Consider the following 21,182-nt stretch of genomic DNA (forward strand, 5'->3'; position numbering starts at 1 on the left):
GGCGTACTCGACGGTACCGCGTGAGCGTCGCGTGGAAAGATGTCTGCCATGTGCGGACTCCTGGCCTTTTTCAGCGCCCGCGGTGACGCCGGCGCGCACCGCGACGCGATCGCCCACGCGTTGGAATGCCTGCACCACCGTGGCCCGGACGAGACCGGGGTCGAAGTGATCGGCGACCCGACCGGCCAGTGGGCGGACGCGGTCTTCGCACACAAGCGGCTGGCCATCATCGACGTCGCGTCCAGCCAGGAGCCGCTGGCCTACGCCGACGGCCGCTACCTGCTGACCTTCAACGGTGAGATCTACAACTACATCGAGCTGCGCGAGCAGCTGATCCGCGAGTTCGGCGCCCAGTTCGCCACTGCCGGCGACGGTGAGGTGATCGTCGCCGGCTACCACTACTGGGGCGAGAAGGTGCTGCACAAGCTGCGCGGCATGTTCGCCTTCGTCATCTGGGACCGTCAGCAGCGTCGTGCCTTCGGCGCCCGGGACTACTTCGGCATCAAGCCGCTGCACTACCTGCAGACCCCGGACGGCATCTACCTGGCTTCGGAGAAGAAGGCGCTGCTGCCGTTCTCACCCGCCGCCAACGCTGGCGACGCCGGCGTCGACACCGCGAACCTGTCGCACTACCTGACCCTGCAGTACGTGCCGGAGCCGCGCACCCTGCATCAGGGGATCAGCCGGATCGGCTCGGGGGAGTGCCTGACCTGGTCGGCGCCGGCGCTGGACCCGTCGGGGGCGTTGCCGGGCCCGGCCGGTGGGGTGCAGATCCGCCGCTGGTACCAGCCGATCTTCCGCCCGGCGCCGGCGCCGGACCCGCAGCGGCTCTACGACGAGATCCGCGAAACCCTGCGGGAGAGCGTCCGGATGCACATGCGGGCCGACGTACCGGTCGGGGCGTTCCTGTCCAGCGGCATCGACTCGACCGCGGTGGTGGCGTTGTCGCGGGAGTTCAACCCGAACATCCTGACCTTCACCGTCGGCTACGACGTGCCGGGCTACTCGGAGATCGATGTGGCCCAGGATTCGGCGCAGCACCTCGGCGTGACCATCATGCCGACGAAGATCGGGCCGCAGGACATGATCGAGGCGTTGCCGCGCATCGTCTGGCACCTGGACGACCCGGTGGCCGACCCGGCGCTGGTGCCGCTGTACTTCGTCGCGAAGAAGGCCGCTGAGCACGTCACGGTGGTGCTGTCCGGGGAGGGCGCGGACGAGTTCTTCGGTGGCTACACCATCTACCGGGAGCCGTTGTCGCTGGGCGCGGTGCACGGCCTGCCGGATCCGATGCAGAAGGGCCTGCGGGCGGTCTCCAAGGTGATCCCGCAGGGGGTCAAGGGCAAGAGCTTCCTGGAACGTGGCACCACGCCGATCGAGGAGCGCTACTACGGCAACGCCCGGATGTTCACCGAGGAGGAGAAGCAGCACCTGCTGCGCCGCTACGACCCGTCGGTGCGCTACACCGACGTGACCGCGCCGATCTACGCCGAATGCGCCGAGCTCGACGACGTCACCAAGATGCAGTACGTCGACCTGTACACCTGGCTGCGTGGCGACATCCTGGTCAAGGCGGACCGGATCTCGATGGCGCACTCGCTGGAGGTGCGGGTGCCGTTCCTGGACAAGGAGGTCTTCGACGTCGCGGCGAAGATCCCGGTGGAGCTGCGGCTGCCACCGCGCTCGGACGCCACCAAGTACGCGATGCGTCAGGCGTTGGCAACCGTGGTGCCCCCGGCCATCGTCAACCGCCGCAAGCTCGGCTTCCCGACCCCGACCCGGGTCTGGCTGCGCGGCGAGATGTACGAGTGGGTCCGGCACATCTTCGCCACCTCCGGAGCCGGCGACCTGCTCGACCTGTCCTACGCGATGCGGCTGCTCGACGAGCACAAGCGGGAGGAGGCGGACCATTCCCGCAAGGTCTGGACCGTACTGATCTTCTGCATCTGGCATGCGATCTTCGTGGAGCGGTCGCTGGACCCGGGCATCCAGCGCAACCAGTCCGCCCTGCTGACCAAGCCGGTGGTCGGCTCGATGGTCGCCTGACCGACAGCGGCGCCGACCACGGCCGCTGGTGACACGCCGGGGCCCGGCTGCTGGAGGGCAGCCGGGCCCCGGTTCTTGCGGTGTCGGATCAGGACGCCGAACAGGTCACTGCCGGGGTGCCGGACGTGCCGCTGGCGGTGAAGCCGAACGTGGTGGAGGCGTTCGGGGCGAGCGTGCCGTTCCATGCCGCGTTGCGGACGGTGATGTTCGACCCGCTGACGGAGTGGGTGCCGCTCCAGACGCTGTTGATGGCGACCCCGCTGCCGAGGTTCCAGCTGGCGCTCCAGCCACCGATGCTGGAGGTGCCGGTGTTGCGGACGGTCACCTCACCCTGGAAGCCGCCGCCCCACGAGCTCACGGTCCGGTAGGTCGCCGAGCAGCCGCCGGACGGAGCCGGGGTGGTCGGGTTCGGGCCGGGGGTGGTCGGGTTCGGGCCGGGAGTGGTGGGGTTCGGGCCGGGGGTGGTGGGGTTCGGGCCCGGCGTGGCCGGGTTGCCCCGGATGCCGGTCACCTGGCCGTTGCCACCGTCGAAGACCACGTCCGAGCAGCCGTAGAAGTTCTCCTGGCTGTCCGAGCGCACCCAGTGCGAGTAGATGATGTGCTGGCCGCTCTTGTTGCTCGGCAGCCGGCCGCTGAAGTAGTAGTGGCCGTCGTTGGTGCCGACCGCGCCGCGCTGCGGCGGGTTGGTGACGGTCAGGAACGGGGTCTCCTCCAGGTCACTCCAGGCCAGCGCCCGGTTCGGGCTCCAGCTGTCCTTGGTGATGTAGAAGTAGAACGTGCCCGGGTGGTGCGCCCAGTTGCTGTACTTGAACTCCATGGTGGCGCCGGCGGTCAGGTGGGTCAGCGGCCAGTCGTTGCGGGCCAGGTTGTACCCCGAGAAGCCGGAGTTGCCACCGCTGCACAGCTGCCCGTCCGGGATGAACCCGGCCTTGCGGCCGGCCGCGTCCGAGCGCAGCACGCTGAACCAGTTGTACAGCGAGTTCGCGCCACTCTGGTTGACCGCGGCGGAACAGGCCTGGTTGGTGGGGCGGATCTGACCGGTCTGGTCGAGGCCGTCCACCCAGCACAGGTAGGTCCGGCTGCCCGGCGTCATGGCGGCACCGTGCGCGGATGCCGCGTTGGGGGTCACCACGGTCAGTAGACCGGCGGCGAGCGCGGATGCGGCGGCGACTACCGCCACTCTGCGAAGAGCTTTCACCGAGAACTCCTTTGTAAAACCAGTCCGCGAGGTGAAGGTGCACGCCTGCGGACACGGTGATGGGGTTCGACGTATGCCAAACGCCCGAACATGAGGTGCGCGGCATCAGGGTCGGCCGTGCCGGAGCACGGCAGGACTCCCATGCCGTCCGATGGACGTGTGCGCGCTCGCGTAGCTCCCGGCGAGTCCGAATAGCGGCGCGTCAGCCCCCACGCCGCTTCGGGTAATCGATATCCCATCACACATCGACGAGAAGCGCAATAGTTGCCCCTCGATGTCCGCCCACGCTGCAGGACACCGCCGGTGAGCTGGGACAATCCCTCACGGCAGTCGGCGACTGGAGGAGACTCATGCGGTACGCGGTGGTGCTCGGCGAGGCACTGATCGACCTGCTCGACGGCGAGTGCGACGGCGAGCCCGTCTACCGTCAGGTCATCGGTGGCGCGCCGCTGAACGTGGCGGTCGGCGTCGCCCGGCTCGGCGGGACCGTCGAGTTCGCCGGGGCGCTCGGCGACGACGCGCTCGCCGAGCGGATCCGCCGATTCCTGCGTACCGCCGGGGTCGGCGACCGTGCCCTGGACACCGTCGCCGCGCCGACCACCCTGGCGGTGGCCACCTTCACCGGCGCCGAACCGGACTTCCGCTTCTACGGCGACCCGCCGTCGTACGGTCTGCTCGACCCGGCCCATCTCGACGCGCACCTGATCGCCGACGCGACCGTGCTCTACTGCGGCTCCATCGCGCTGCTGACCGAGCCGACCCTGACCGCCGCCAGGCAGGCCTGGGCCGGCACCGGCGGGCTGCGGGTCTTCGACCCGAACGTCCGGCCCCGGTTGCTGCCCGACGCCGCGTCGCTGGCGGCGTACCGGCAGGTCGTGGCCGACTTCGCGGCAACCGCCGACCTGGTCAAGCTCAGCGCCGCCGATGCCGAGGCGCTCTACGACGGGGCGGATCCGGTGGCCGCCGCCGCCCTGCTGCACGAGCTTGGCGCCGCGACAGTGGTGGTGACCAGGGGCGCGGCGGGCGCGTTGGTCAGCGCCGGCGGTGACGTGGCGACCATCGACGCGCCGACGGTCGCCGCTGTCGACGCCACCGGAGCCGGTGACTCGGTGATGGGTGCCCTGATCGCCGACCTGCTCGACGCCGGGCTGCCGGCCGACACCGCCGGCTGGGCCGACCGGGTCGGCTTCGCCCTGCGGGTCGCCGGCCTGGTCTGCGAGTCCCGTGGCGGCGCGGTTGCCATGCCGACCCGGGCCGCCGTCACCGCCCGGTTCGGCTGACCCCCCTTCTCCGCGATCTTGCGGTTATCGAGAACATTTGTCCGGTTTGTCCAACGATAAGTGCAAGATCGCGGGGAGTCACCGGCTCAGACGCGGTTTGCCAGCTCCGCGTAGCCCCGGGTGACGGCGACGGTCGCGGTCGCCACGCCGAACGGTGCCTGGGTGGCCACCCGGTCGACCGGGGCGCCGTCGGCGTGGCCGTCGCGGATCAGCCACTCCAGCGCCACGAGTTCGGCGTGCTGGGCCCGGACGAACCCCGTGTCGACGCACGCCCCGTGCCCGGGCACCACCACGCTCGACGGCCCGAGTCGACGCGACACCGCCGCGAGGGTGTCCGGCCACTCCAACGGGTAGCCGTCGTCGAACGACGGCGGTGCCCCCTGCTCGACCAGGTCGCCGGCGACCAGCAGGTCCGCATCGGGGACCAGCACCACCAGGTCACCGATGGTGTGACCGCGCCCCGGATGCCACAGCTCGACCGCCCGGTCACCCAGGTCCAGCGTCACGCTGCGGGTCACCGTACGGTCCGGGGGACGGACCACGACGTCGCGCAGCCGCGCGGCGAACTGCGGGTCGTCGTCGGCCATTTCCCGGTACGCCTCGTCGCGGACCACCTCGACGGGGCGGTGCAGCAACCGGGCCGCCTCCTGGTGGGCCCACACCGGGGCGGGCGGGTCACCGGCGACCACCTGGTTGCCGAAGCAGTGGTCGAAGTGGTGGTGGGTGTTCACCACCGACCACGGCAGGGCGGTGACCCGGCGGGCCGCCGTGACCAGCGCGGCCGCCTCGGCCGGCGTACTGCCGGTGTCGACGATCACGGCGGCGGTGCCACCGACGATCAGCGTCGAGTTGACGTCGAGGCGTTCCCGGCGGAGCACGTACACCCGGTCGCCGACCTCGACGAGGTCACCGCCGCCGGTCACAGCGCACGGCCCCCGGTCGGGTCGTCTCCGGACCGGGGCGCCGGCGTCCGGTCGAACGCCCGCTCGACGAAGCGGTGCCGGTCCACCAGCATCCGCTCGATGCGGCCCTGGGCGACGGTCGTGCCGCCCTCGGTGACCACCACGTCGAAGACGAGCCGTCGGCCGTCGACCTCGGCGAGGCGGGCCATCGCGGCTACCGCCCGGCCGACCGGTGTCGGGGCGCGGTGGTCCAGCTCGACGCGGGTGCCGACGGTCGTCATCCCGGTCGGCAGCGCGGCGGCGGTGGCGGCGACCGTCGCCGCCTCGGCCAGCGCGAGCAGCCGGGGGGTGCCGAGGACCGGTACGTCGCCGGAGCCGACCGCCTGGGCGGTGTCGGAATCGGTCACGGTCAGCTCCACCCGGGCGGTCGCGCCCAACGTGAACCTGGTCTCCGGCGTCTGTTCCATGACTCCTCAGCCTAGGTCCTCCACCGGCGCCGGAGCATGCAGGTCGACGGTCGGGCCGGTCGCGTCGTCGCCGGCGGTGCTCTGTCGGACCACCATCGTGAACGGCGGCTGTACGTCGTACGGTGGGCGCACCGGCCGCTGCTCGATCCGGTCGACCAGCCGGCGTACCGCCAGTCGGGCGATCGCCGCCTTGTCCGGCGCGATGCTGGTCAGGCTGGGACTGGTGTACCGACCTTCCTCGATGTCGTCGATGCCGACCACCGCGATGTCGTGCGGGATGCGCCGACCGGCGTCCAGGGCGGCCCGCATCGCGCCGATCGCGATCAGGTCGTTGTAGGCGAAGACCGCGTCCGGTGGCTCGGCGTGGGCGAGCAGTGCCCGCATCGCGGCGTGACCGTCGGCCCGGCCGAACCGGTCGGTGACCGCGATCAGTTCCGGTCGGGCGGCCAGCCCGGCGGCGGCGAGCGCCTGGCGGTAGCCGTCCAGCCGCAGCTGCGCCGACTGCCGGTCGTCGTGGCCGTGGGCACCGATGAAGGCGATCCGGTGCCGGCCGAGCGCGATCAGGTGGGCCACCGCCTCCCGGCTGGCCGCGACGTTGTCGATGGCGATGTGGTCGTGCCGCACGTCGGTGACGCCTTCCCCGATGAGGACCAGCGGAAGGGCGCTGCGCCTGGCGAGCACCTCGGCGCGGCCGATGCGGACCGGGCTGAGGATCAACCCGTCGACCACGTTGCGGCGAGAACCGCCGAGCAGCGCCAACTCCGTGTCGCGAACGGCATCGGTGCTCTCCGCGACCAGCGTGTAGCCGAGCGCGGCGGCCTCCCGGATCGCGATCTCGGCCAGTTCGGCGAAGTACGGGTTGGTCAGCTCGGGAATGGCCAGCGCGATCAGCCCGGTGCGGCCGCGCCGCAGGTGCCGGGCGCTGAGGTTCGGGGTGTAGCCGAGCTCGTCGATGGCCCGCTGCACCCGACGTCGGGTGGCCTCCGCGACGGGTCGGTAGCCGTTGACCACGTTGGAGACGGTGGCCAACGAGACGCCGGCATGTTCGGCGATGCTCCGCAGACTGACGCCCATCCAGTGATCCTGACATATATCGACGAGCGGGGATTGACGGGATCGGGACCGGATGTCTATAACGTTATAGAGATTCGATGTAGCTCGATGCGACTCTCGGCTCGATCCCGTCCCCGGCCCGTCCACCCGATGGAGACGACATGAGATCGCCCCGTAACCGTTGGACCGCCCTCGTCGCGGCGGCGGCCACCACCGCCGGCCTGCTCGTCACACCCGAGGCCGCCGGCGCGGTGCCCGCCCGCCCCGCGCCACTGACCACCCCGTGGACCGCCCAGGCACTCAACGGCACCCCGCTGCCCGAGTACCCCAGGCCGCAGATGACCCGCCCCGACTGGCGCAACCTCAACGGTGAATGGCAGCTGCGGCAGTCCACCACCGACGACCCTCCACAGTTTGGCGTCGACCTGCCCGAACGGGTCAACGTGCCGTTCCCGGTCGAGTCGGCGCTGTCCGGCATCGGCCGGGCCGCCGACGACGACCGGCACCACCTGACCTACCGGCGCACCTTCACCGTCCCGGCCGACTGGACCGGTCGGCGGGTGCAGCTGCACTTCGGCGCCGTCGACTGGCAGACCACCGTCTGGGTCAACGGCAGACGGGTCGGCGGCCACACCGGCGGCTACGACGCCTTCAGCTTCGACATCACCCCGCAATTGCGTCGCGGCCCGAACGAACTCATCGTGAAGGTCTGGGATCCGACCGACAGCCGCCAGCACGGCAGCCTGCCACCGATCGGCAAGCAGACCCGTACACCGGGCGGGATCTTCTACACCCCGGCCTCCGGCATCTGGCAGACCGTCTGGCTGGAACCCACCCCGACCACCTCGATCAGCGACGTCGAGCTGCGCCCGGACCTGGCCAGCGACACCATCCGGGTACGGGTGGCCACCCGGGGCAACGCGGCCGGTCACACCGTCCGCGCCGAAGCCCTCGCCGGCGGCACGGTCGTCGGCACCGCCACCGGCGGCTTCACTGAGTTCGCCGTACCGGTGCCGGACGCCCGCCGCTGGTCCCCGGACGACCCGTACCTGTACGACCTGCGGGTCACCCTGCGCGACCGGCGCGGCCGGATCGTCGACCGGACCACCCACTACTTCGGCATGCGGGAGATCGGCGTACGGATCATCGACGGGGTGCCGCGACCGACCCTCAACGGCGAGTTCGTCTTCCAACTCGGCACCCTCGACCAGGGCTACTGGCCCGACGGCGTCTACACCGCGCCGACCGACGAGGCACTCGCCTTCGACCTGCGCAAACACAAGGACCTCGGGTTCAACATGGTGCGCAAGCACATCAAGGTCGAACCGCAGCGCTGGTTCTACCACGCCGACCGGCTCGGCCTGCTGGTCTGGCAGGACATTCCGTCGATGACCGCCCAGGAGATCGACCCGACCGACGCCCAGCAGGCCCAGTTCGAGGCCGAGGCGCACCAGATCGTCGCCGAACACCGCAACTCGCCGTCGGTGGTCGCCTACGTCGTCTACAACGAAGGCTGGGGGGAGCGGGCCCTCGCCGACACCATCCGGGTCGGCCAGGCCGTCAAGGACCTCGACCCGACCCGGCTGGTGAACACCCACAGCGGGTACAACTGCTGCCAGTCGTTGGGCAACCCCGGCAACGGCGACATGGACGACTGGCACGTCTACGTCGGACCCGGCGCGCCGGTGCCGACCGGTGGGCGGATCTCGGTGCTCGGCGAGTTCGGCGGTCCCGGGCTGCGGGTGCCGGGCCACGAATACAGCCCCAACGGCAACTTCCAGGCGTACGAGTGGCAGCCGACCCCGGCCGCGTTGACCGACCGCTACCTGGGCCTGATCCAGGGCACCACCAACCTGATGGTCGGCCGAGGGCTGAGCGCCGCCGTCTACACCGAGATCACCGACGTCGAGGGCGAGCTGAACGGCTTCCTCACGTACGACCGGCAGGTGGTCAAGATGGACGAGGCCCGGGTGCGGGCGGCCAACCTGGCACTGATCGCCACCTCCCGGAGCCTGCCGTCGCGGGCGACGGTCGCACTACCGTTGGACACCCGCCAGTCGCTGCAGGTCACCACGCCCGGCTTCACCGACCGCTACCTGCGGCACCGCGACAGCCTCGCCTACACCGACGTGGTCACCGCCGACAGCCCGCAACTGCTCAAGGCCGACGCGACGTACGTGATCCGGCCCGGACTGGCCGACGCCGGCTGCTACTCGTTCGAGTCGGCGAACTTCCCCGGCCAGTACCTGCGGCACGCCAACTCCCGGGTCCGCAACTCGCCTGACGACGGCACCGCGCTGCTGCGCGCCGACGCCACCTGGTGTGCCCGGCGCGGCCTGACCGGTGCCGGGGTGTCGCTGGAGTCGTTCAACTATCCGGGTTCGTTCCTGCGGCACTACGCGGCGGAGATCTGGCTCAGCGACGGCGCCGGCGGCGCAGGCTGGAACTCGCCGACCAGCTGGGCGGCGGACTCGACCTGGCAGGTCAGCACTGCCTGGTCTCCGTGACCTCCCGCTGACACCGAAGCTGAGGACCGCGCCGGGCGCAAGCAGGTCACAGCCGTCAGCCGGGTAGGCACAACCTGCACGGGTGGACCACCGCGCCCAGCCGCTCCAACACCAATTGTTCGAGTTCACGGCGGCGGCCACAGATCTTGCTGTAGTCCAAGGTCCAGTGGCTGCCGCCGGCCGGCGTGCCGCTGATCGTCCGGCAGGTGCTGCGGTGCAGCATCAGATAGCTGGCGGCCGGATTGCGGTAGGTGTTGAGCACGAAGCCGTCCGGGTGCCGGTCGACCCAGGCGAGGTAGCCGGAGTCGTCATCGATAAACATTTCCACCCCCGGCGTCACGCCGAACGAACCACCGCGCTGATCGCTGCCGCCGGGTCGTGACCGACCCCCGACCCCGGTGGCCTCGGGGTCGGGTCCGTTGACTGCTCGTCCGCCGTCGACAGCGAGGACGACGCCGTTGACGAATCCGGCGGCGGGAGACAACAGGAAGGCGACAGCATCCGCTACCTCACCTGGGGTGCCCACCCGGCCGAGCGGATGCAGCGTGGCCATCTCGGCGTCCACTTCCGGATGCCGGGCACGGTAGCCCTCGAACCGGTCGGTGGCGATGGAGCCGAGCGCGACAGCGTTCGTACGGATGCCGGCCGGCCCGTGGTCGACCGCCAGCGCCCGGGTGAGGCCCTCGACGGCAGCCTTCGCCGTCGCGTAGGGCAGCGCGCCACGAACCGGGCGCTGTGCCTGGTGGGACGAGACGTTTACGATTGCCCCGCCACGCCCGTGTGCCAGGAAGTGGTTGACCGCCGTGTGGCAGCCGGCGACCGTCAGCGCCAGGTTTGTGGAGATCAGGTCCAGGATCTGGGCCGCCGACGCGTCGCCCATCCCCGCGTCGCCGAAGACCGCGGCGTTGTTGACCCAGCCGAGCAGCGGACCGGCGGACTCGGCGGTGGCCGCCGCCCGCTGTGTCGTCTCGGCGTCACGAGCGTCGCCGGTGATCAGCGTGACGCGTTCGTGCTGCCAGCCGAGCGGACCGGTGACATCAACGACGACGACCTGACTCTCGCGGGCGAGGCGTTCGGCGATCGCCCGGCCGATTCCCCGGGCACCTCCGGTGACCACATACGACGGCCGCGTAGCCATGATCAGATGCCTCCTGCGTATCCTCGGTCCTCGTGGACAGCGAGGGCCGGATTCGATGATGGTCCGACTCGGTCTCTTTCACGAGCCGGATTTCCGGCGGTTCTTCGGCGCGACCGTCGCCGGTCAACTCGCCGACCGGTTCGTCTACCTCGCGCTGCCGCTGGTGGCGATCCTCTGGCTGGACGCCGACGAGTTCGCGGTCGGGGTGCTGACCGCGATGACCACGGCCGGGTCGCTGCTGATCGGGCTGCCAGCGGGCGCCTGGGTCGACCGGTGGCGCAAGCGTCCAGTGCTGGTCAACACCGATCTGCTGCGGGCCGCGCTGCTGCTGACGGTACCGCTGGCCTGGTGGGCCGACACGCTGACGATCTGGCTGCTGTACGCGATCGCCCTCGGCCACGGACTGCTGACCGTACTGTTCGAGGTCGGCTACACCAGCTACATCCCGGCCCTCGTTGGCCGGGACAACCTGGTCGAAGCGAACAGCAAGATCGCTGCGGTGCGTTCCGCGGTCAGCATCAGTGGCCCCGGCCTGGCCGGCCCGCTGGTCGGCTGGCTCGGCGCACCGCTGACGCTGATCGTCAGCGCAGTCGGGATGCTGCTGTCCGCGCTCGGCGTACAGCGGATTCGCGCCGTCGAGACGGCGAACCCCGCTGCGGACCGGCGACATCTGATGAGGGAGGTTTCCGAAGGGCTGCGGTTCGTCCTCGGCCACCGGCTGCTGCGGCCGATGCTGATCACCGACGGCTTCTTCAGCCTGTCCCTGGTCGTCTACCAGACAATGCTGCTGGTCTTCCTGGCCCGGCAGCTGGAGCTGAGCACGCCCGGCATCGGCCTGGTGCTGTCGGTGATGGCCTCCGGCGGGTTCACCGGCGCGCTGCTGGCCCGCCGGCTGATCGCCAGGATCGGTCCGGGCCCGGCGATCTGGCTGGCGCCCCTGTGTACCGCACCGGCCGCCGCGCTGCTGCCGGCCACCGCAGCCGGCGCGCCCCGCTGGCTCGCCGTGGCCGGGTTGGCCCTGCTGTCCTTCGGCGGGGTGGTCCGACTGATCGCGCAGGCGGGCCTGCAGCAGCGGGTCACCCCGGACCGGCTGCTGGGCCGGATGAGCGCCACGGTCCGCTTCGTCCAGTGGGGCAGCATGCCGGTCGCGGCGCTGCTCGGCGGCACTCTCGGCGGCCTGTTCGGGCCATCCGTCGTGCTGTGGATCGGCGCGGCCGGTATGACTGCGGCCTTCCTGCCGGCCCTACTGTCGCCGCTGCGAACGACGTACCGCCTGCCGGCGAGCGCGAGCACCGCAGCCCAATAGAACCGTAGCCCAGCAGAAACGACCCAGCCTCGGCTCCAACCGCGAGAGCAGAACCGGGGCTGGGTGATCCGAGCTACGGCTGATGTCGCGCTGTCCGATGGCTCAGGGCTTCAGGGTGGCGGCCGTCGATACGAAGGACTGCCACGCGGTCGGTCCGAAGGTCAGCATCGCGCCGTCGCGGTCCTTGGTGTCCCGCACTAAGACGCGCCCGGCGACGTTGTCGGCCACCTCGACGCAGGCGCCGGTGTCGGACTTGGTGCTCTTGCGCCAACGAGGCTTGGTCAGGTCCATGTCTCTCCCGCCTTCGTGATCAGTTCGAGCGACTGCGCGCAGGGTAGAGCGTACTGCCGGATCGACTCCCAGTCGCTCTCCAGGCTCGCGGTGCGGTCGGGCGACTCCACTACCCGGCCCTCCTGGTGGCCTTCGAGGAATCCGACTGTGCGACCGTCAACCGAGGCCAGGACGATCGGGCCGTACATCCCGACATACGCCGGGGTGGCCAGCGGCACTACGTGGATCTGCACGTTCGGCCGGTCGCCCACCTCCGCCAGCGCTTTGAGTTGCTCGCGCATCACTTCCGGCCCGCCAACAGTGCGCCGGATCGCCATTTCGTCGAGTATCACGACCAGCCGGCACGGGCTGGTGGTCCGGGTGATGATCTCCTGCCGGTCCAACCGTGCCGCGAGCGTCTGCTCGACATCCTCGGCTGGGACGTTCATCGCCGGTAGGAGAGCGCGTGCGTACGCCTCGATTTGCAGCAGTCCGGGGATCAGCGTCGGATGGTAGACCCGCAGCAGAGTTGCCCGACCTTCGTACTCGACGAACGGGCGGTACCACACGGGTGTCCAGTCGCCTCGGACGAACTCCCGGTAGAACCTGACCAGGGCGGTGCCGAACACCTTGTCGACGGCCTTCAGGTAGTCCGGCAGTGCTGGCCGTTCGCCGCGCTCGATGGCACCTACGTGCTTCGCCGAGAAGTGGATCCGGTCGGCCCAGGCTTCCTGAGTCAGCCCGAACGACTCGCGCAGCCGGCGTAGCTCCGATATCAGATAATCGCTTCCAGCCATAGACCTTCACGTCCCCCAGATCACTCGAATTTGTTGATCTTTTGCTGGCCTGGACATCGCGTATCGCTCATCTGCCTAATGCCCCCTTCCATTGAGCACGGTTAGCGGTCCAGGGTGGAGCTCAGCAGAAGATACACCGCATTCGGAAACGAACCGAGGGGCAATGATGGTCAGAAACGATGGGATCGGCGGGACGCCCAGGCTGGCCCGGTACACCTCGATCGGCACACCACGGAAAGTCGACCCGACACCGGGCCGGCCGCCGCTGCCGAAGCGCAACCCGGGGGAGACGGACCCGGACCAGGACGACCGCTTCCAGCTCGCCGGGGGGCGCGGCGCCCCGCCGGCTCCCGCTGGCGCACTGGACGACTCGGCGAGAGGCGGTGACCCTACCTGGTCCCCGGAGCTGGCCAGAGCAGTCCACGACGCCAACTCCACCGCCCGGACCCACATCCCGAACCGCACCACCGGGGAGTGCCACCGGTGCGGGGGCGTCCCGGCGCCGTGCCGACCATTCCTGCGGGCGCTGGCCATCCTGGACCGGTGGGACGCGAGCTCTGCCCGGCGCATCCGCGCGGTGCTTCATCTGTCCGGGTTGATGCCGGCCGGCGAGCCGGACGACGGCAACGGGTGACCCGGTGAGCGGCACTCGCGGTCGACGCGGCTCGCCCGGCGGGATCTCAGCGGTCGACGCGGCAAACGGCGGTTAACGTCGGGGACATGTCCGACCGATCGAGCGTGGCACCTGTCGACGAGGTGGCGGGATGGCTGGCCGCCGCCCGGGACATCCTGGTCCTGACCGGGGCCGGCATCTCCACCGACTCCGGCATTCCCGACTTCCGGGGCCCCAACGGCGTCTGGACCCGGGACCCGCAGGCCGCCAAACTGTTCACCCTCGACGCGTACGTCGCCGACCCGGCGATCCGGCGGCGGGCCTGGCTCGGCCGCCGTGACCATCCGGCCTGGTCGGCGCAGCCGAACGCCGCCCACGCGAGCCTGGTGGAGCTGGAACGGTCCGGCCGGCTGGCGGCGATCGTCACCCAGAACATCGACGGCCTGCACCAACGCGCCGGCAACAGTCCGGACAAGGTCATCGAGATCCACGGCACGATGTCCGAGGTCGAGTGCCTGAACTGCGACGATCGTACCGGCATGGACGAGGCGTTGGTCCGGGTCGCGGCCGGCGAGGACGATCCGGACTGCCGTCGGTGCGGCGGCATCCTCAAGGCCGCGACCATCTCGTTCGGGCAGTCGCTGCACGAGCCGACTCTGCGCCGGGCGGTGCGCGCCGCCCAGAGTTGCGATCTGCTGATCGCCGTCGGGACGTCGCTGACCGTGCAGCCGGCCGCCAGTCTGGTGGAGGTCGCCGCCACCGCCGGTGCCCGCGTGGTGATCGTCAACGCGGCGGCCACCCCGTACGACCCGATCGCCGACGCGGTGTTGCGCGAACCGATCGGTACGGTGCTGCCTGTTCTGCTCGGCGCGCCGAGCTGAGGGCGAGGTGTCTGGCCGGTCCTCAGGTCGCCATGGCGTCGCGGACCTTCGCGGTGTCGACGAACTGTTCGAAGCGAACGATCTGGCCGCCGCGGACGACGAAGTGGTGCGCGACGCGGACGTTGATGTCGGTCGTGAAGTCGTTCAAGGCTCAGCCCCAGGTCATCTCGCCGGTGGCGACCTTGGCGCCCTTCGTGTATCCAAGGGTGCGGATGGGTTGCCGGCGGACGCCGGTGAACAGGCCGCCGGACACCACGTCCACCGGCAGGTCCGGATGTCTGGCCACGATCTCGGCGAGGGTGCCAGAGAACCCGTGGGACCAGCCGCAGTAGGCGTCGAAGACGTAGACGAGCTTCATGCGGGCCTCTCGTGTCAGGTGCCCGCCATTCGCGAGCTTACCCTGACGCAACAGACTCTGACTCGTCAGGTATTCCGCCGTGCAGTCAGGGAATGGTGAGCTGGGTCACCGAGCACTCAGCGTAGTCGGGGCAGGACGTCCCGGGCGGCGTGACTGAGAATCCGCAGGTCCGCCATGAATCGCTCCCGATGGGCGGCGGGCAGCGGATCGAGGAAGTACCGCTTGATGTTGTCGAGGTGTACCTGGGAGGCATGCACGAGCGTCTGCTCGCCCAGGGGTGTCAGCTGCACCAGCCGGCCGCGCCGGTCGCCGGGAGCGTCGCTGCGTCTCACCAGACCGGCGGTCTCCATTCGGTCGATCAGCCGGGTCGCGCCACCCGTGGTGAGCACCTGCTCGCGGCTGATCGCCCCCATGGCCAACCCGGGGTCGCCCGCCCTGCCCAGGATCAGCAGCACCTCGAACATCAGGTGACTGATGCCGCACTCCTGCTCGAGTGCCCGCCCGAGGATGTACTCCAGCCGGTTGGCCGCCCCCTGTAACCGACCGAAAGCCAGAATCAGTTCGTGGTCTGCGGCGTCCTTCGCCGTGGAAACACCGGGGTTCTTCTCCACGGCGGCACACCCTTCGCGTTCGGCACCCAGCTCATCCGATGATGCCGCATCTGCTGCGTACGCGGCGCTGACGGCCGGCAGTTCGACCGGGCGACTACGACGTCGGCTCGGTGCCCTCGGCGAGGGCCGTACGGGCGGCACGGGCACGCTCGGTGAGCTGCGCTGCCAGCCACCAGGCCTCGGCCACGTCACGGTCCTTCGCATAGGCGCTCGGCCCGCCGGCGGTGTCGGCGTAGACCGTGGCCAACCCGAGCAGCCGCTGCACCGGACCCCGGAGCACCCGGACGCTCTGCATCCGCGCGTACGGCACGACCAGCATCTGCCGGGTCAACAGCCCACTGCGGACACTGAACACGTCGTCCGCGAGCCCGGCACCGAGCTTCGGCTGCGCCAACGGGTTGAGCCAGCGGGCCCGCCGGGGCGGCGGCGTCATCGGCAACGTGTCGAGCGCGATGCCGGGCAGCACGTCGACGAGGATGCGGTTCGCGGTGGCCAGATCACCGACCGGCAGCAACTGGTCGGACTGGTTGCTGGCGCCCTGGGTGTCCGGTGCGGCGTACCCGGCGACGTGCAACCGCATCCGCAGCCACTTCTTCCTACGCCACAACAGCGGCCAGGTCACCCCGATCGCCTGCAGCCGGTGCAACGGCACCGTCTGCGACCGGGTCTCGGTCAACCCGTGGCGGACCCGCAGCCCGACCTCGTCGCGGGCCAGCCGGAAGTTCCAGTCGTTGAGCACCCGTCGGATCGGCTGCAGCAGTATGCCGGCGGTGGCGGTCAGGGTGCTGGCGACCGCGATGAACGACCAGGTGACGTCCATCGCGAACTGGGTGACGACGAAGGCGACCCCGAACGGCAGGAACATCGTCTGCGGGGTGAGCAGCTGACTGATCAGCAGGTCCCGGTTGGTGACGGTGTGCAGCAGCCGGCCGGGTGGGGGAGCCGACGGGTCGGGCAGGCTGGCCGGCGTACCGTCGTCGGCGGCCGTGTCCGGCACGGACCCGGCGGTGGCGCCGCGACCGGCGAGCGCGAGCAGCCGGGCCCGCAGCGCGGCGGCGTCCGCGACGGTGAGGTACGCCAGCGGTGCCTCGGTCTGACCGCCGCCGACGACCTCCAGACGCAGCTCGGCCAGGCCGGTCAACTGGGCGAGCAGCGGCCGGACCACCTCGACGGCCTGCAGCCGCTCCAACGGGATGGCCCGGGTCCGCCGCCACAGCAGCCCCTCGTGGATGCGCAGCTCCCTGCCGACCACGTGGTAACCGGTGTTGTACCAGCTGACCACCGCTATCGCCAGGTAACCGAGCAGGCAGAGGACGACCAGCAGCGCGAAGCGGCCGAAGCCGACCCGGCCGAGCGTCTGCCAGGAGAGTCCGGCGATGATCACCGCCAGGGCACGGCTGCCCTTGAGTACCGGGCTCAGCGGGTGCAGCCGCTGGCGTGGCTCCTCCGGCGGCACCGGCGGTGGAAAGACCTGCCCCGGCAGGGGATACGGCACCGGCCCGGTCGACGGAGGGAACGGCACCTGGCCGGTCGACGGAGGGAACGGCACCTGGCCGGCCGGCGGTGGGCCCGGCGGCGGGTACGGCGGCTGGGTCACAGCCCCTCCGCCCGGACCTCGCCGAGTGCGGTCAGCCGGTCGCGTAGCCGGGACGCCTCCGCCGGGCGCAGCCCCGGCACCCGGGCGTCGCTGGCCGCCGCGGCCGTGTGCAACTGCACCGTGGCCAGGTCGAAGACCCGTTCCAGCGGGCCGGCGGAGACGTCGACGAACTGCATCCGGGCGTACGGCACGATCGACAACCGTCGCACCAGCAGCCCGTGGCGCACCAGCAGGTCGTCGTCGCGTTCGGCGTACCCCCAGGCGTGCACCGCCCGTACGGTCGTCACCACCCGCAGCACCGTCAACAGCACCGCTGCGGCGAACCCGACACCGATGAACCAGAACCCGGTCAACGCCCAACCGACCCCGAGACCGATCAGCAGGAAACTCATCCCGATCGCCAGCCGGATCAACTCGACCCAGATCAGGTCGCGGGAGACCGGCTGCCACTGCACCGTGTCGGGCCAGGGCTCCAGCGGGCTGATCGGGGCTGCCGGAGCAGCGGAGGGTTCACTCACCCTTACGAGCGTAGGCGATCAGCCAAGCGGTGCCACCTCGCGGAGGAATCCGCGCGCCCGCAGGAAGTCGCCGAGGCGGTCCTGATGCTGCGCGCAGGCCAGCCAGGTCTTGCGCCGGTCCGGGGTGTGCAGCCGGGGATTGTTCCACCGCAGCGCCCACGTCGCCGCCGCGCGACAGCCTTTGGCCGAGCAGATCAGTGGGTCGGCGGGCGCGTTGCCGGCAGGACCAGAAGGACTGTCGCCGGAATCGGAAACTGCGGTCACCCGCCGAGTGTAGAAAGCCTGATTGGCGTAAGCGCCGGGCGGCCACGGGGGAAGCCGCCCGGCGACGGCTGAATCGTACACACGCCGATCCCAGTTGTGTCTACCCACCTGACGGTGCTTTCTCGGCCCCTGCCCATAGGTTCGAGCCGGCGTGCGACGCTTAGGGCGGCACGACCCTTTCGACCGACGACGCCAGAACCACGCTGTGGAGGACCGGTGGCCCAGCCGACCACGCCCGAATCATCGACCCCGACCGGTGCCGGGGCACAGCCCGGCGCGAGCCCGGCGGCCGACGCGACCCTGCTCGAACGGGCGATGTTCGAGGTCAAACGAGTGATCGTCGGGCAGGACCGGATGGTCGAGCGGATGTTCGTCGCGCTGCTGGCGCGCGGACACTGCCTGCTCGAAGGGGTTCCCGGTGTGGCGAAGACCCTCGCCGTGGAGACCCTCGCGACCGTCGTCGGCGGCTCCTTCGCCCGCGTGCAGTTCACCCCGGACCTGGTGCCGGCCGACCTGGTCGGCACCCGCATCTACCGGCAGTCGAGCGAGAAGTTCGACATCGAACTCGGGCCGGTCTTCGTCAACTTCCTGTTGGCTGACGAGATCAACCGGGCACCGGCCAAGGTGCAGTCGGCGTTGCTCGAGGTCATGAGTGAGCGGCAGGTCTCCCTGGGCGGACAGACCCACCCGGTGCCGGATCCGTTCCTGGTGATGGCCACCCAGAACCCGATCGAACAGGAAGGCGTCTATCCACTGCCGGAGGCACAGCGGGACCGGTTCCTGATGAAGATCGTCGTGGGCTACCCGACCGATGCCGAGGAACGTGAGATCGTCTACCGGATGGGCGTCGAGTCACCGCGGCCGAGTGTGGTGTTCTCTCCGACCGATCTGATCGACCTGCAGCGCAAGGCCGACAAGGTCTTCGTGCACAACGCCCTGGTCGACTACACGGTACGGCTGGTGCTAGCCACCCGGTCGCCGGCCGAGCACGGCATGCCCGACGTCGCCCAGCTCATCCAGTACGGCGCAAGTCCTCGTGCCTCGCTCGGCATCGTCCGGGCCACCCGCGCGCTGGCCATGCTGCGGGGCCGCGACTACGCGCTGCCGCAGGACGTGCAGGACATCGCGCCCGACATCCTGCGGCACCGGCTGGTGCTCAGCTACGACGCGCTCGCCGACGACGTGCCGGCCGACCACATCGTCGGACGGGTCATGTCCACGGTACCGTTGCCGACCGTCGCCCCCCGGCAGAACGCGGCCGTCCCGCCCGGGCCCGGGCAGCCGGGCGTCGCCGGGCAGCCGGGCATGCCGCTGCCGCCGAATGGTCCGGCCGCGCCGCAGGGCGTCGGCCCGTGGCCCGGGCAGCTGCCGTGACCGCACCCGCCGACCGGTCCGAGGCGGTGCTCTCCCGGCTCTACCTGACCGTCACCCGGCGGCTGGACGGGCTGTTGCAGGGCGACTACGTGGGTCTGCTGCCCGGGCCGGGCAGCGAAGCCGGCGAGTCCACCGAGTACCGCCCCGGCGACGACGTACGGCGGATGGACTGGCCGGTCACCGCGCGGACCACCGTGGCGCACGTCCGCCGTACCGTCGCCGACCGGGAGTTGGAAGCCTGGATCGCGGTCGACCTGTCGGCCAGCCTCGACTTCGGCACCGCCCGTTGCCTCAAGCGGGACCTGGTGGTCGCTGCGGCGGCCGCGATGGTGCACCTGAGCGCCCGGGGCGGCAACCGGGTCGGTGCGGTGCTCGGCACCGGTGCCCCGGCGCAGGGCGGGTCGACGCGTCGGCTGCCCGCGCGTACCGGCCGTAAGGAGGCGCACGGGCTGCTGCGGGCGATCGCGGGCACACCGTCGCGGCCCGGCCGCAGCGACCTCGGCGCCCTGATCGACATGCTCAACCGGCCACCGCGTCGCCGTGGCGTCGCGGTGGTCATCTCCGATTTCATGGCTCCGCCGCAGCAGTGGGGCCGGGCGGTCCGCAAACTCGCCGTCCGCCACGACGTGCTCGCCGTCGAAGTGCTCGACCCGGTCGAGTTGGCGTTGCCCGACGTCGGTGTGGTGGAGTTGACCGACCCGGAGACCGGTGTGCTGCACGAGGTGCAGACCGCCGACCCCCGGCTGCGTCGACGGTACGCCGAGGCCGCCGCCGCGCAGCGGGCCGAGATCGCCCAGACGTTGCGCGGCGCCGGTGCCGCGCACCTGCGGCTGCGTACCGATTCGGACTGGCTGCTGGACATCGTCCGGTTCGTCGCCGGGCAGCGGCACGCCCGTACCCGTGGCATCGCCCGCCCGGCCCCCGCCCCGCGCCCGGAAAGCGAAGCTCGATGATCCGTTTCCTGCAGCCGTGGTGGCTGCTCGCCCTCCTGCCGGTCCTCGCCGTCACCGGCCTGTACGTCTGGCGGCAGTTCCGCCGCAAGGCCTACGCGATGCGGTTCACCAACGTGGACCTGCTGCGTACCCTCGCCCCCAAGGGCCTCGGCTGGCGTCGATACCTGGCCGCCGGTGCCTTCCTGCTCAGCCTGCTGGTGCTGGCCTCGGCCCTGGCCCGGCCGTCGATCGACGCCGAGGAGTCGCTGGAGCGGGCCACCGTCATCCTCGCCATCGACGTCTCCCTGTCGATGGAGGCCGACGACGTCGCGCCCAGCCGGATCGAGGCGGCGCAGCAGGCGGCCAAGGAGTTCGTCGCGGAACTGCCGGAGGGCTACAACATCGGGTTGGTCGCGTTCGCGAAGTCGGCGAACGTCCTGGTCGCTCCGACCAAGGACCGGCCGGCGGTGACCCAGGCGATCGACGGGCTGGTGCTGGCCGAGGCGACGGCCACCGGCGAGGCGGTGTTCACCTCGCTGGAGGCGATCCGGATGGTGCCGACCGACGGAGCCCAGGGGCCGCCGCCGGCACGGATCGTGCTGCTCTCGGACGGCTACCGCACCTCGGGCCGCTCCGTCGAGGAGGCGGCGGCCTCGGCGGCCGCCGCCAACGTGCCGGTGTCGACGATCGCGTTCGGGACCGACGACGGCCAGGTGCGCATCGGCGGTCAGGTGCAGCGGGTGCCGGTGGACCGGTTCGCCCTGGCGGAGCTCGCCGAGGCGACCAGCGGCTACTTCTACGAGGCGGCGACCGCCACCGAACTCAGCCAGGTGTACGAGGACATGGGCTCGTCGATCGGGCAGCGGACCGTGCCCCGGGAGATCACCCAGTGGTACGCGGCCCTGGCGTTGCTGCTGGCGCTGGGCTCGGCGGCGCTGAGTCTGGTGTGGACTTCGCGGCTGCCGTGAATTGCGCCTGGCCCGGACGGGCCGGGACGGCTCGGGTGGCCTGCCGGTGACTCACCGGTCGGTTCCGGCCGGCCGGTGGGTCCACCACCGGCCGGCCGGACC

The 21,182-nt window shown here is 70.8% G+C and carries 21 protein-coding genes and 1 pseudogene; 9 read left to right on the forward strand and 13 right to left on the reverse strand.

Annotated elements, in window-relative coordinates; genetic code table 11:
• Nucleotides 1-48: 48 nt before the first annotated feature.
• The gene (gene asnB, locus O7608_RS17800; RefSeq protein ID WP_289205651.1) at nt 49-2,046 is read left to right on the forward strand and encodes an asparagine synthase (glutamine-hydrolyzing); all 1,998 of its coding nucleotides are present in this window, start codon (nt 49-51) and stop codon (nt 2,044-2,046) included.
• A gap of 88 nt (nt 2,047-2,134) precedes the next feature.
• Here asnB and O7608_RS17805 read toward each other — a convergent pair whose 3' ends face one another.
• Complete coding sequence (locus tag O7608_RS17805) at nt 2,135-3,244, reverse strand: lytic polysaccharide monooxygenase auxiliary activity family 9 protein (RefSeq protein ID WP_421360696.1); 1,110 nt, start codon at nt 3,242-3,244, stop codon at nt 2,135-2,137.
• A 350-nt stretch (nt 3,245-3,594) separates the two neighbouring features.
• Here O7608_RS17805 and O7608_RS17810 point away from each other — a divergent pair, with 350 nt between their 5' ends.
• Nucleotides 3,595-4,524 (forward strand): carbohydrate kinase family protein, encoded by a 930-nt coding sequence (locus O7608_RS17810; RefSeq protein ID WP_289205652.1) that lies wholly within the window; start codon nt 3,595-3,597, stop codon nt 4,522-4,524.
• An 86-nt stretch (nt 4,525-4,610) separates the two neighbouring features.
• Here O7608_RS17810 and O7608_RS17815 read toward each other — a convergent pair whose 3' ends face one another.
• The 3 genes from O7608_RS17815 to O7608_RS17825 are packed head-to-tail and all read right to left on the reverse strand — an operon-like array spanning nt 4,611 to nt 6,967.
• The gene (locus O7608_RS17815; protein ID WP_289205653.1) at nt 4,611-5,447 is read right to left on the reverse strand and encodes an MBL fold metallo-hydrolase; all 837 of its coding nucleotides are present in this window, start codon (nt 5,445-5,447) and stop codon (nt 4,611-4,613) included.
• On the reverse strand, nt 5,444-5,893 hold the full coding sequence (locus tag O7608_RS17820; protein ID WP_289205654.1) for a thioesterase family protein: 450 nt from the start codon (nt 5,891-5,893) through the stop codon (nt 5,444-5,446). Before O7608_RS17820 ends, O7608_RS17815 begins: the two co-directional genes overlap by 4 nt.
• A 6-nt stretch (nt 5,894-5,899) precedes the next feature.
• A complete protein-coding gene (locus O7608_RS17825; RefSeq protein ID WP_289205655.1) occupies nt 5,900-6,967 on the reverse strand; it encodes a LacI family DNA-binding transcriptional regulator in 1,068 nt (355 codons plus the stop codon).
• A gap of 140 nt (nt 6,968-7,107) precedes the next feature.
• On the opposite strand from O7608_RS17825, the gene O7608_RS17830 reads away from it, so the two are divergent.
• Nucleotides 7,108-9,453 carry an AbfB domain-containing protein gene (locus O7608_RS17830; protein ID WP_289205656.1) on the forward strand — a complete coding sequence of 782 codons (2,346 nt, stop codon included), beginning with the start codon at nt 7,108-7,110 and terminating at the stop codon, nt 9,451-9,453.
• Nucleotides 9,454-9,856: 403 nt separating this feature from the next.
• Here O7608_RS17830 and O7608_RS17835 read toward each other — a convergent pair.
• Nucleotides 9,857-10,591 (reverse strand): annotated as a pseudogene (locus tag O7608_RS17835) (SDR family NAD(P)-dependent oxidoreductase); the annotation flags it as partial.
• A gap of 55 nt (nt 10,592-10,646) precedes the next feature.
• Between O7608_RS17835 and O7608_RS17840 the strand changes: the two are divergent.
• The gene (locus O7608_RS17840) at nt 10,647-11,897 is read left to right on the forward strand and encodes an MFS transporter (RefSeq protein ID WP_289205658.1); all 1,251 of its coding nucleotides are present in this window, start codon (nt 10,647-10,649) and stop codon (nt 11,895-11,897) included.
• Nucleotides 11,898-11,999: 102 nt separating this feature from the next.
• Here O7608_RS17840 and O7608_RS17845 read toward each other — a convergent pair whose 3' ends face one another.
• Nucleotides 12,000-12,188, reverse strand: coding sequence for a DUF397 domain-containing protein (locus tag O7608_RS17845; RefSeq protein WP_123602376.1), 189 nt, complete (start codon nt 12,186-12,188; stop codon nt 12,000-12,002).
• Complete coding sequence (locus O7608_RS17850; protein ID WP_289205659.1) at nt 12,179-12,964, reverse strand: helix-turn-helix domain-containing protein; 786 nt, start codon at nt 12,962-12,964, stop codon at nt 12,179-12,181. The genes O7608_RS17845 and O7608_RS17850 overlap by 10 nt, the downstream gene beginning before the upstream one ends.
• A gap of 166 nt (nt 12,965-13,130) precedes the next feature.
• On the opposite strand from O7608_RS17850, the gene O7608_RS17855 reads away from it, so the two are divergent.
• Both O7608_RS17855 and O7608_RS17860 read left to right on the forward strand, forming a co-directional pair.
• Nucleotides 13,131-13,598 (forward strand): hypothetical protein, encoded by a 468-nt coding sequence (locus O7608_RS17855; protein ID WP_289205660.1) that lies wholly within the window; start codon nt 13,131-13,133, stop codon nt 13,596-13,598.
• Nucleotides 13,599-13,684: 86 nt separating this feature from the next.
• Entirely contained in the window at nt 13,685-14,458 is a 774-nt protein-coding gene (locus O7608_RS17860) for an SIR2 family NAD-dependent protein deacylase (protein WP_289205661.1), read from the forward strand.
• A gap of 22 nt (nt 14,459-14,480) precedes the next feature.
• Here O7608_RS17860 and O7608_RS17865 read toward each other — a convergent pair whose 3' ends face one another.
• The 6 genes from O7608_RS17865 to O7608_RS17890 all read right to left on the reverse strand — a co-directional run bounded on the left by O7608_RS17865 (nt 14,481) and on the right by O7608_RS17890 (nt 17,806).
• Entirely contained in the window at nt 14,481-14,606 is a 126-nt protein-coding gene (locus tag O7608_RS17865; protein WP_289205662.1) for a nuclear transport factor 2-like protein, read from the reverse strand.
• Nucleotides 14,607-14,609: 3 nt separating this feature from the next.
• Nucleotides 14,610-14,816 (reverse strand): hypothetical protein, encoded by a 207-nt coding sequence (locus tag O7608_RS17870; protein ID WP_289205663.1) that lies wholly within the window; start codon nt 14,814-14,816, stop codon nt 14,610-14,612.
• A 116-nt stretch (nt 14,817-14,932) separates the two neighbouring features.
• On the reverse strand, nt 14,933-15,427 hold the full coding sequence (locus O7608_RS17875) for a MarR family winged helix-turn-helix transcriptional regulator (RefSeq protein ID WP_289205664.1): 495 nt from the start codon (nt 15,425-15,427) through the stop codon (nt 14,933-14,935).
• A gap of 94 nt (nt 15,428-15,521) precedes the next feature.
• Nucleotides 15,522-17,024, reverse strand: coding sequence for a PH domain-containing protein (locus O7608_RS17880; protein ID WP_502959130.1), 1,503 nt, complete (start codon nt 17,022-17,024; stop codon nt 15,522-15,524).
• A complete protein-coding gene (locus tag O7608_RS17885) occupies nt 17,021-17,542 on the reverse strand; it encodes a PH domain-containing protein (protein ID WP_289205665.1) in 522 nt (173 codons plus the stop codon). Before O7608_RS17885 ends, O7608_RS17880 begins: the two co-directional genes overlap by 4 nt.
• Nucleotides 17,543-17,560: 18 nt before the next feature.
• Nucleotides 17,561-17,806, reverse strand: coding sequence for a hypothetical protein (locus O7608_RS17890; protein WP_289205666.1), 246 nt, complete (start codon nt 17,804-17,806; stop codon nt 17,561-17,563).
• Between the two features lie 216 nt (nt 17,807-18,022).
• On the opposite strand from O7608_RS17890, the gene O7608_RS17895 reads away from it, so the two are divergent.
• Genes O7608_RS17895 through O7608_RS17905 form a run of 3 tightly spaced genes read left to right on the forward strand, consistent with a single transcriptional unit; the run spans nt 18,023 to nt 21,080 of the window.
• Complete coding sequence (locus tag O7608_RS17895; RefSeq protein WP_289205667.1) at nt 18,023-19,180, forward strand: AAA family ATPase; 1,158 nt, start codon at nt 18,023-18,025, stop codon at nt 19,178-19,180.
• On the forward strand, nt 19,159-20,133 hold the full coding sequence (locus O7608_RS17900) for a DUF58 domain-containing protein (RefSeq protein ID WP_289205668.1): 975 nt from the start codon (nt 19,159-19,161) through the stop codon (nt 20,131-20,133). Before O7608_RS17895 ends, O7608_RS17900 begins: the two co-directional genes overlap by 22 nt.
• Nucleotides 20,130-21,080 carry a VWA domain-containing protein gene (locus tag O7608_RS17905; protein ID WP_289205669.1) on the forward strand — a complete coding sequence of 317 codons (951 nt, stop codon included), beginning with the start codon at nt 20,130-20,132 and terminating at the stop codon, nt 21,078-21,080. The genes O7608_RS17900 and O7608_RS17905 overlap by 4 nt, the downstream gene beginning before the upstream one ends.
• Nucleotides 21,081-21,182: the final 102 nt, after the last annotated feature.

Origin of the sequence: Solwaraspora sp. WMMA2056, assembly GCF_030345095.1 — a bacterium.
Classification (GTDB): Bacteria; Actinomycetota; Actinomycetes; order Mycobacteriales; family Micromonosporaceae; genus Micromonospora_E.

Excerpts from the sequence above, each read along its gene's own strand:
- asnB (WP_289205651.1), top strand. The coding sequence starts at position 49 with ATGTGCGGACTCCTGGCCTTTTTCAGCGCCCGCGGTGACGCCGGCGCG.
- O7608_RS17810 (WP_289205652.1), top strand. The coding sequence starts at position 3,595 with ATGCGGTACGCGGTGGTGCTCGGCGAGGCACTGATCGACCTGCTCGAC.
- O7608_RS17820 (WP_289205654.1), bottom strand. The coding sequence starts at position 5,893 with ATGGAACAGACGCCGGAGACCAGGTTCACGTTGGGCGCGACCGCCCGG.
- O7608_RS17825 (WP_289205655.1), bottom strand. The coding sequence starts at position 6,967 with ATGGGCGTCAGTCTGCGGAGCATCGCCGAACATGCCGGCGTCTCGTTG.
- O7608_RS17830 (WP_289205656.1), top strand. The coding sequence starts at position 7,108 with ATGAGATCGCCCCGTAACCGTTGGACCGCCCTCGTCGCGGCGGCGGCC.
- O7608_RS17840 (WP_289205658.1), top strand. The coding sequence starts at position 10,647 with ATGATGGTCCGACTCGGTCTCTTTCACGAGCCGGATTTCCGGCGGTTC.
- O7608_RS17845 (WP_123602376.1), bottom strand. The coding sequence starts at position 12,188 with ATGGACCTGACCAAGCCTCGTTGGCGCAAGAGCACCAAGTCCGACACC.
- O7608_RS17850 (WP_289205659.1), bottom strand. The coding sequence starts at position 12,964 with ATGGCTGGAAGCGATTATCTGATATCGGAGCTACGCCGGCTGCGCGAG.
- O7608_RS17855 (WP_289205660.1), top strand. The coding sequence starts at position 13,131 with ATGGTCAGAAACGATGGGATCGGCGGGACGCCCAGGCTGGCCCGGTAC.
- O7608_RS17860 (WP_289205661.1), top strand. The coding sequence starts at position 13,685 with ATGTCCGACCGATCGAGCGTGGCACCTGTCGACGAGGTGGCGGGATGG.
- O7608_RS17870 (WP_289205663.1), bottom strand. The coding sequence starts at position 14,816 with ATGAAGCTCGTCTACGTCTTCGACGCCTACTGCGGCTGGTCCCACGGG.
- O7608_RS17905 (WP_289205669.1), top strand. The coding sequence starts at position 20,130 with ATGATCCGTTTCCTGCAGCCGTGGTGGCTGCTCGCCCTCCTGCCGGTC.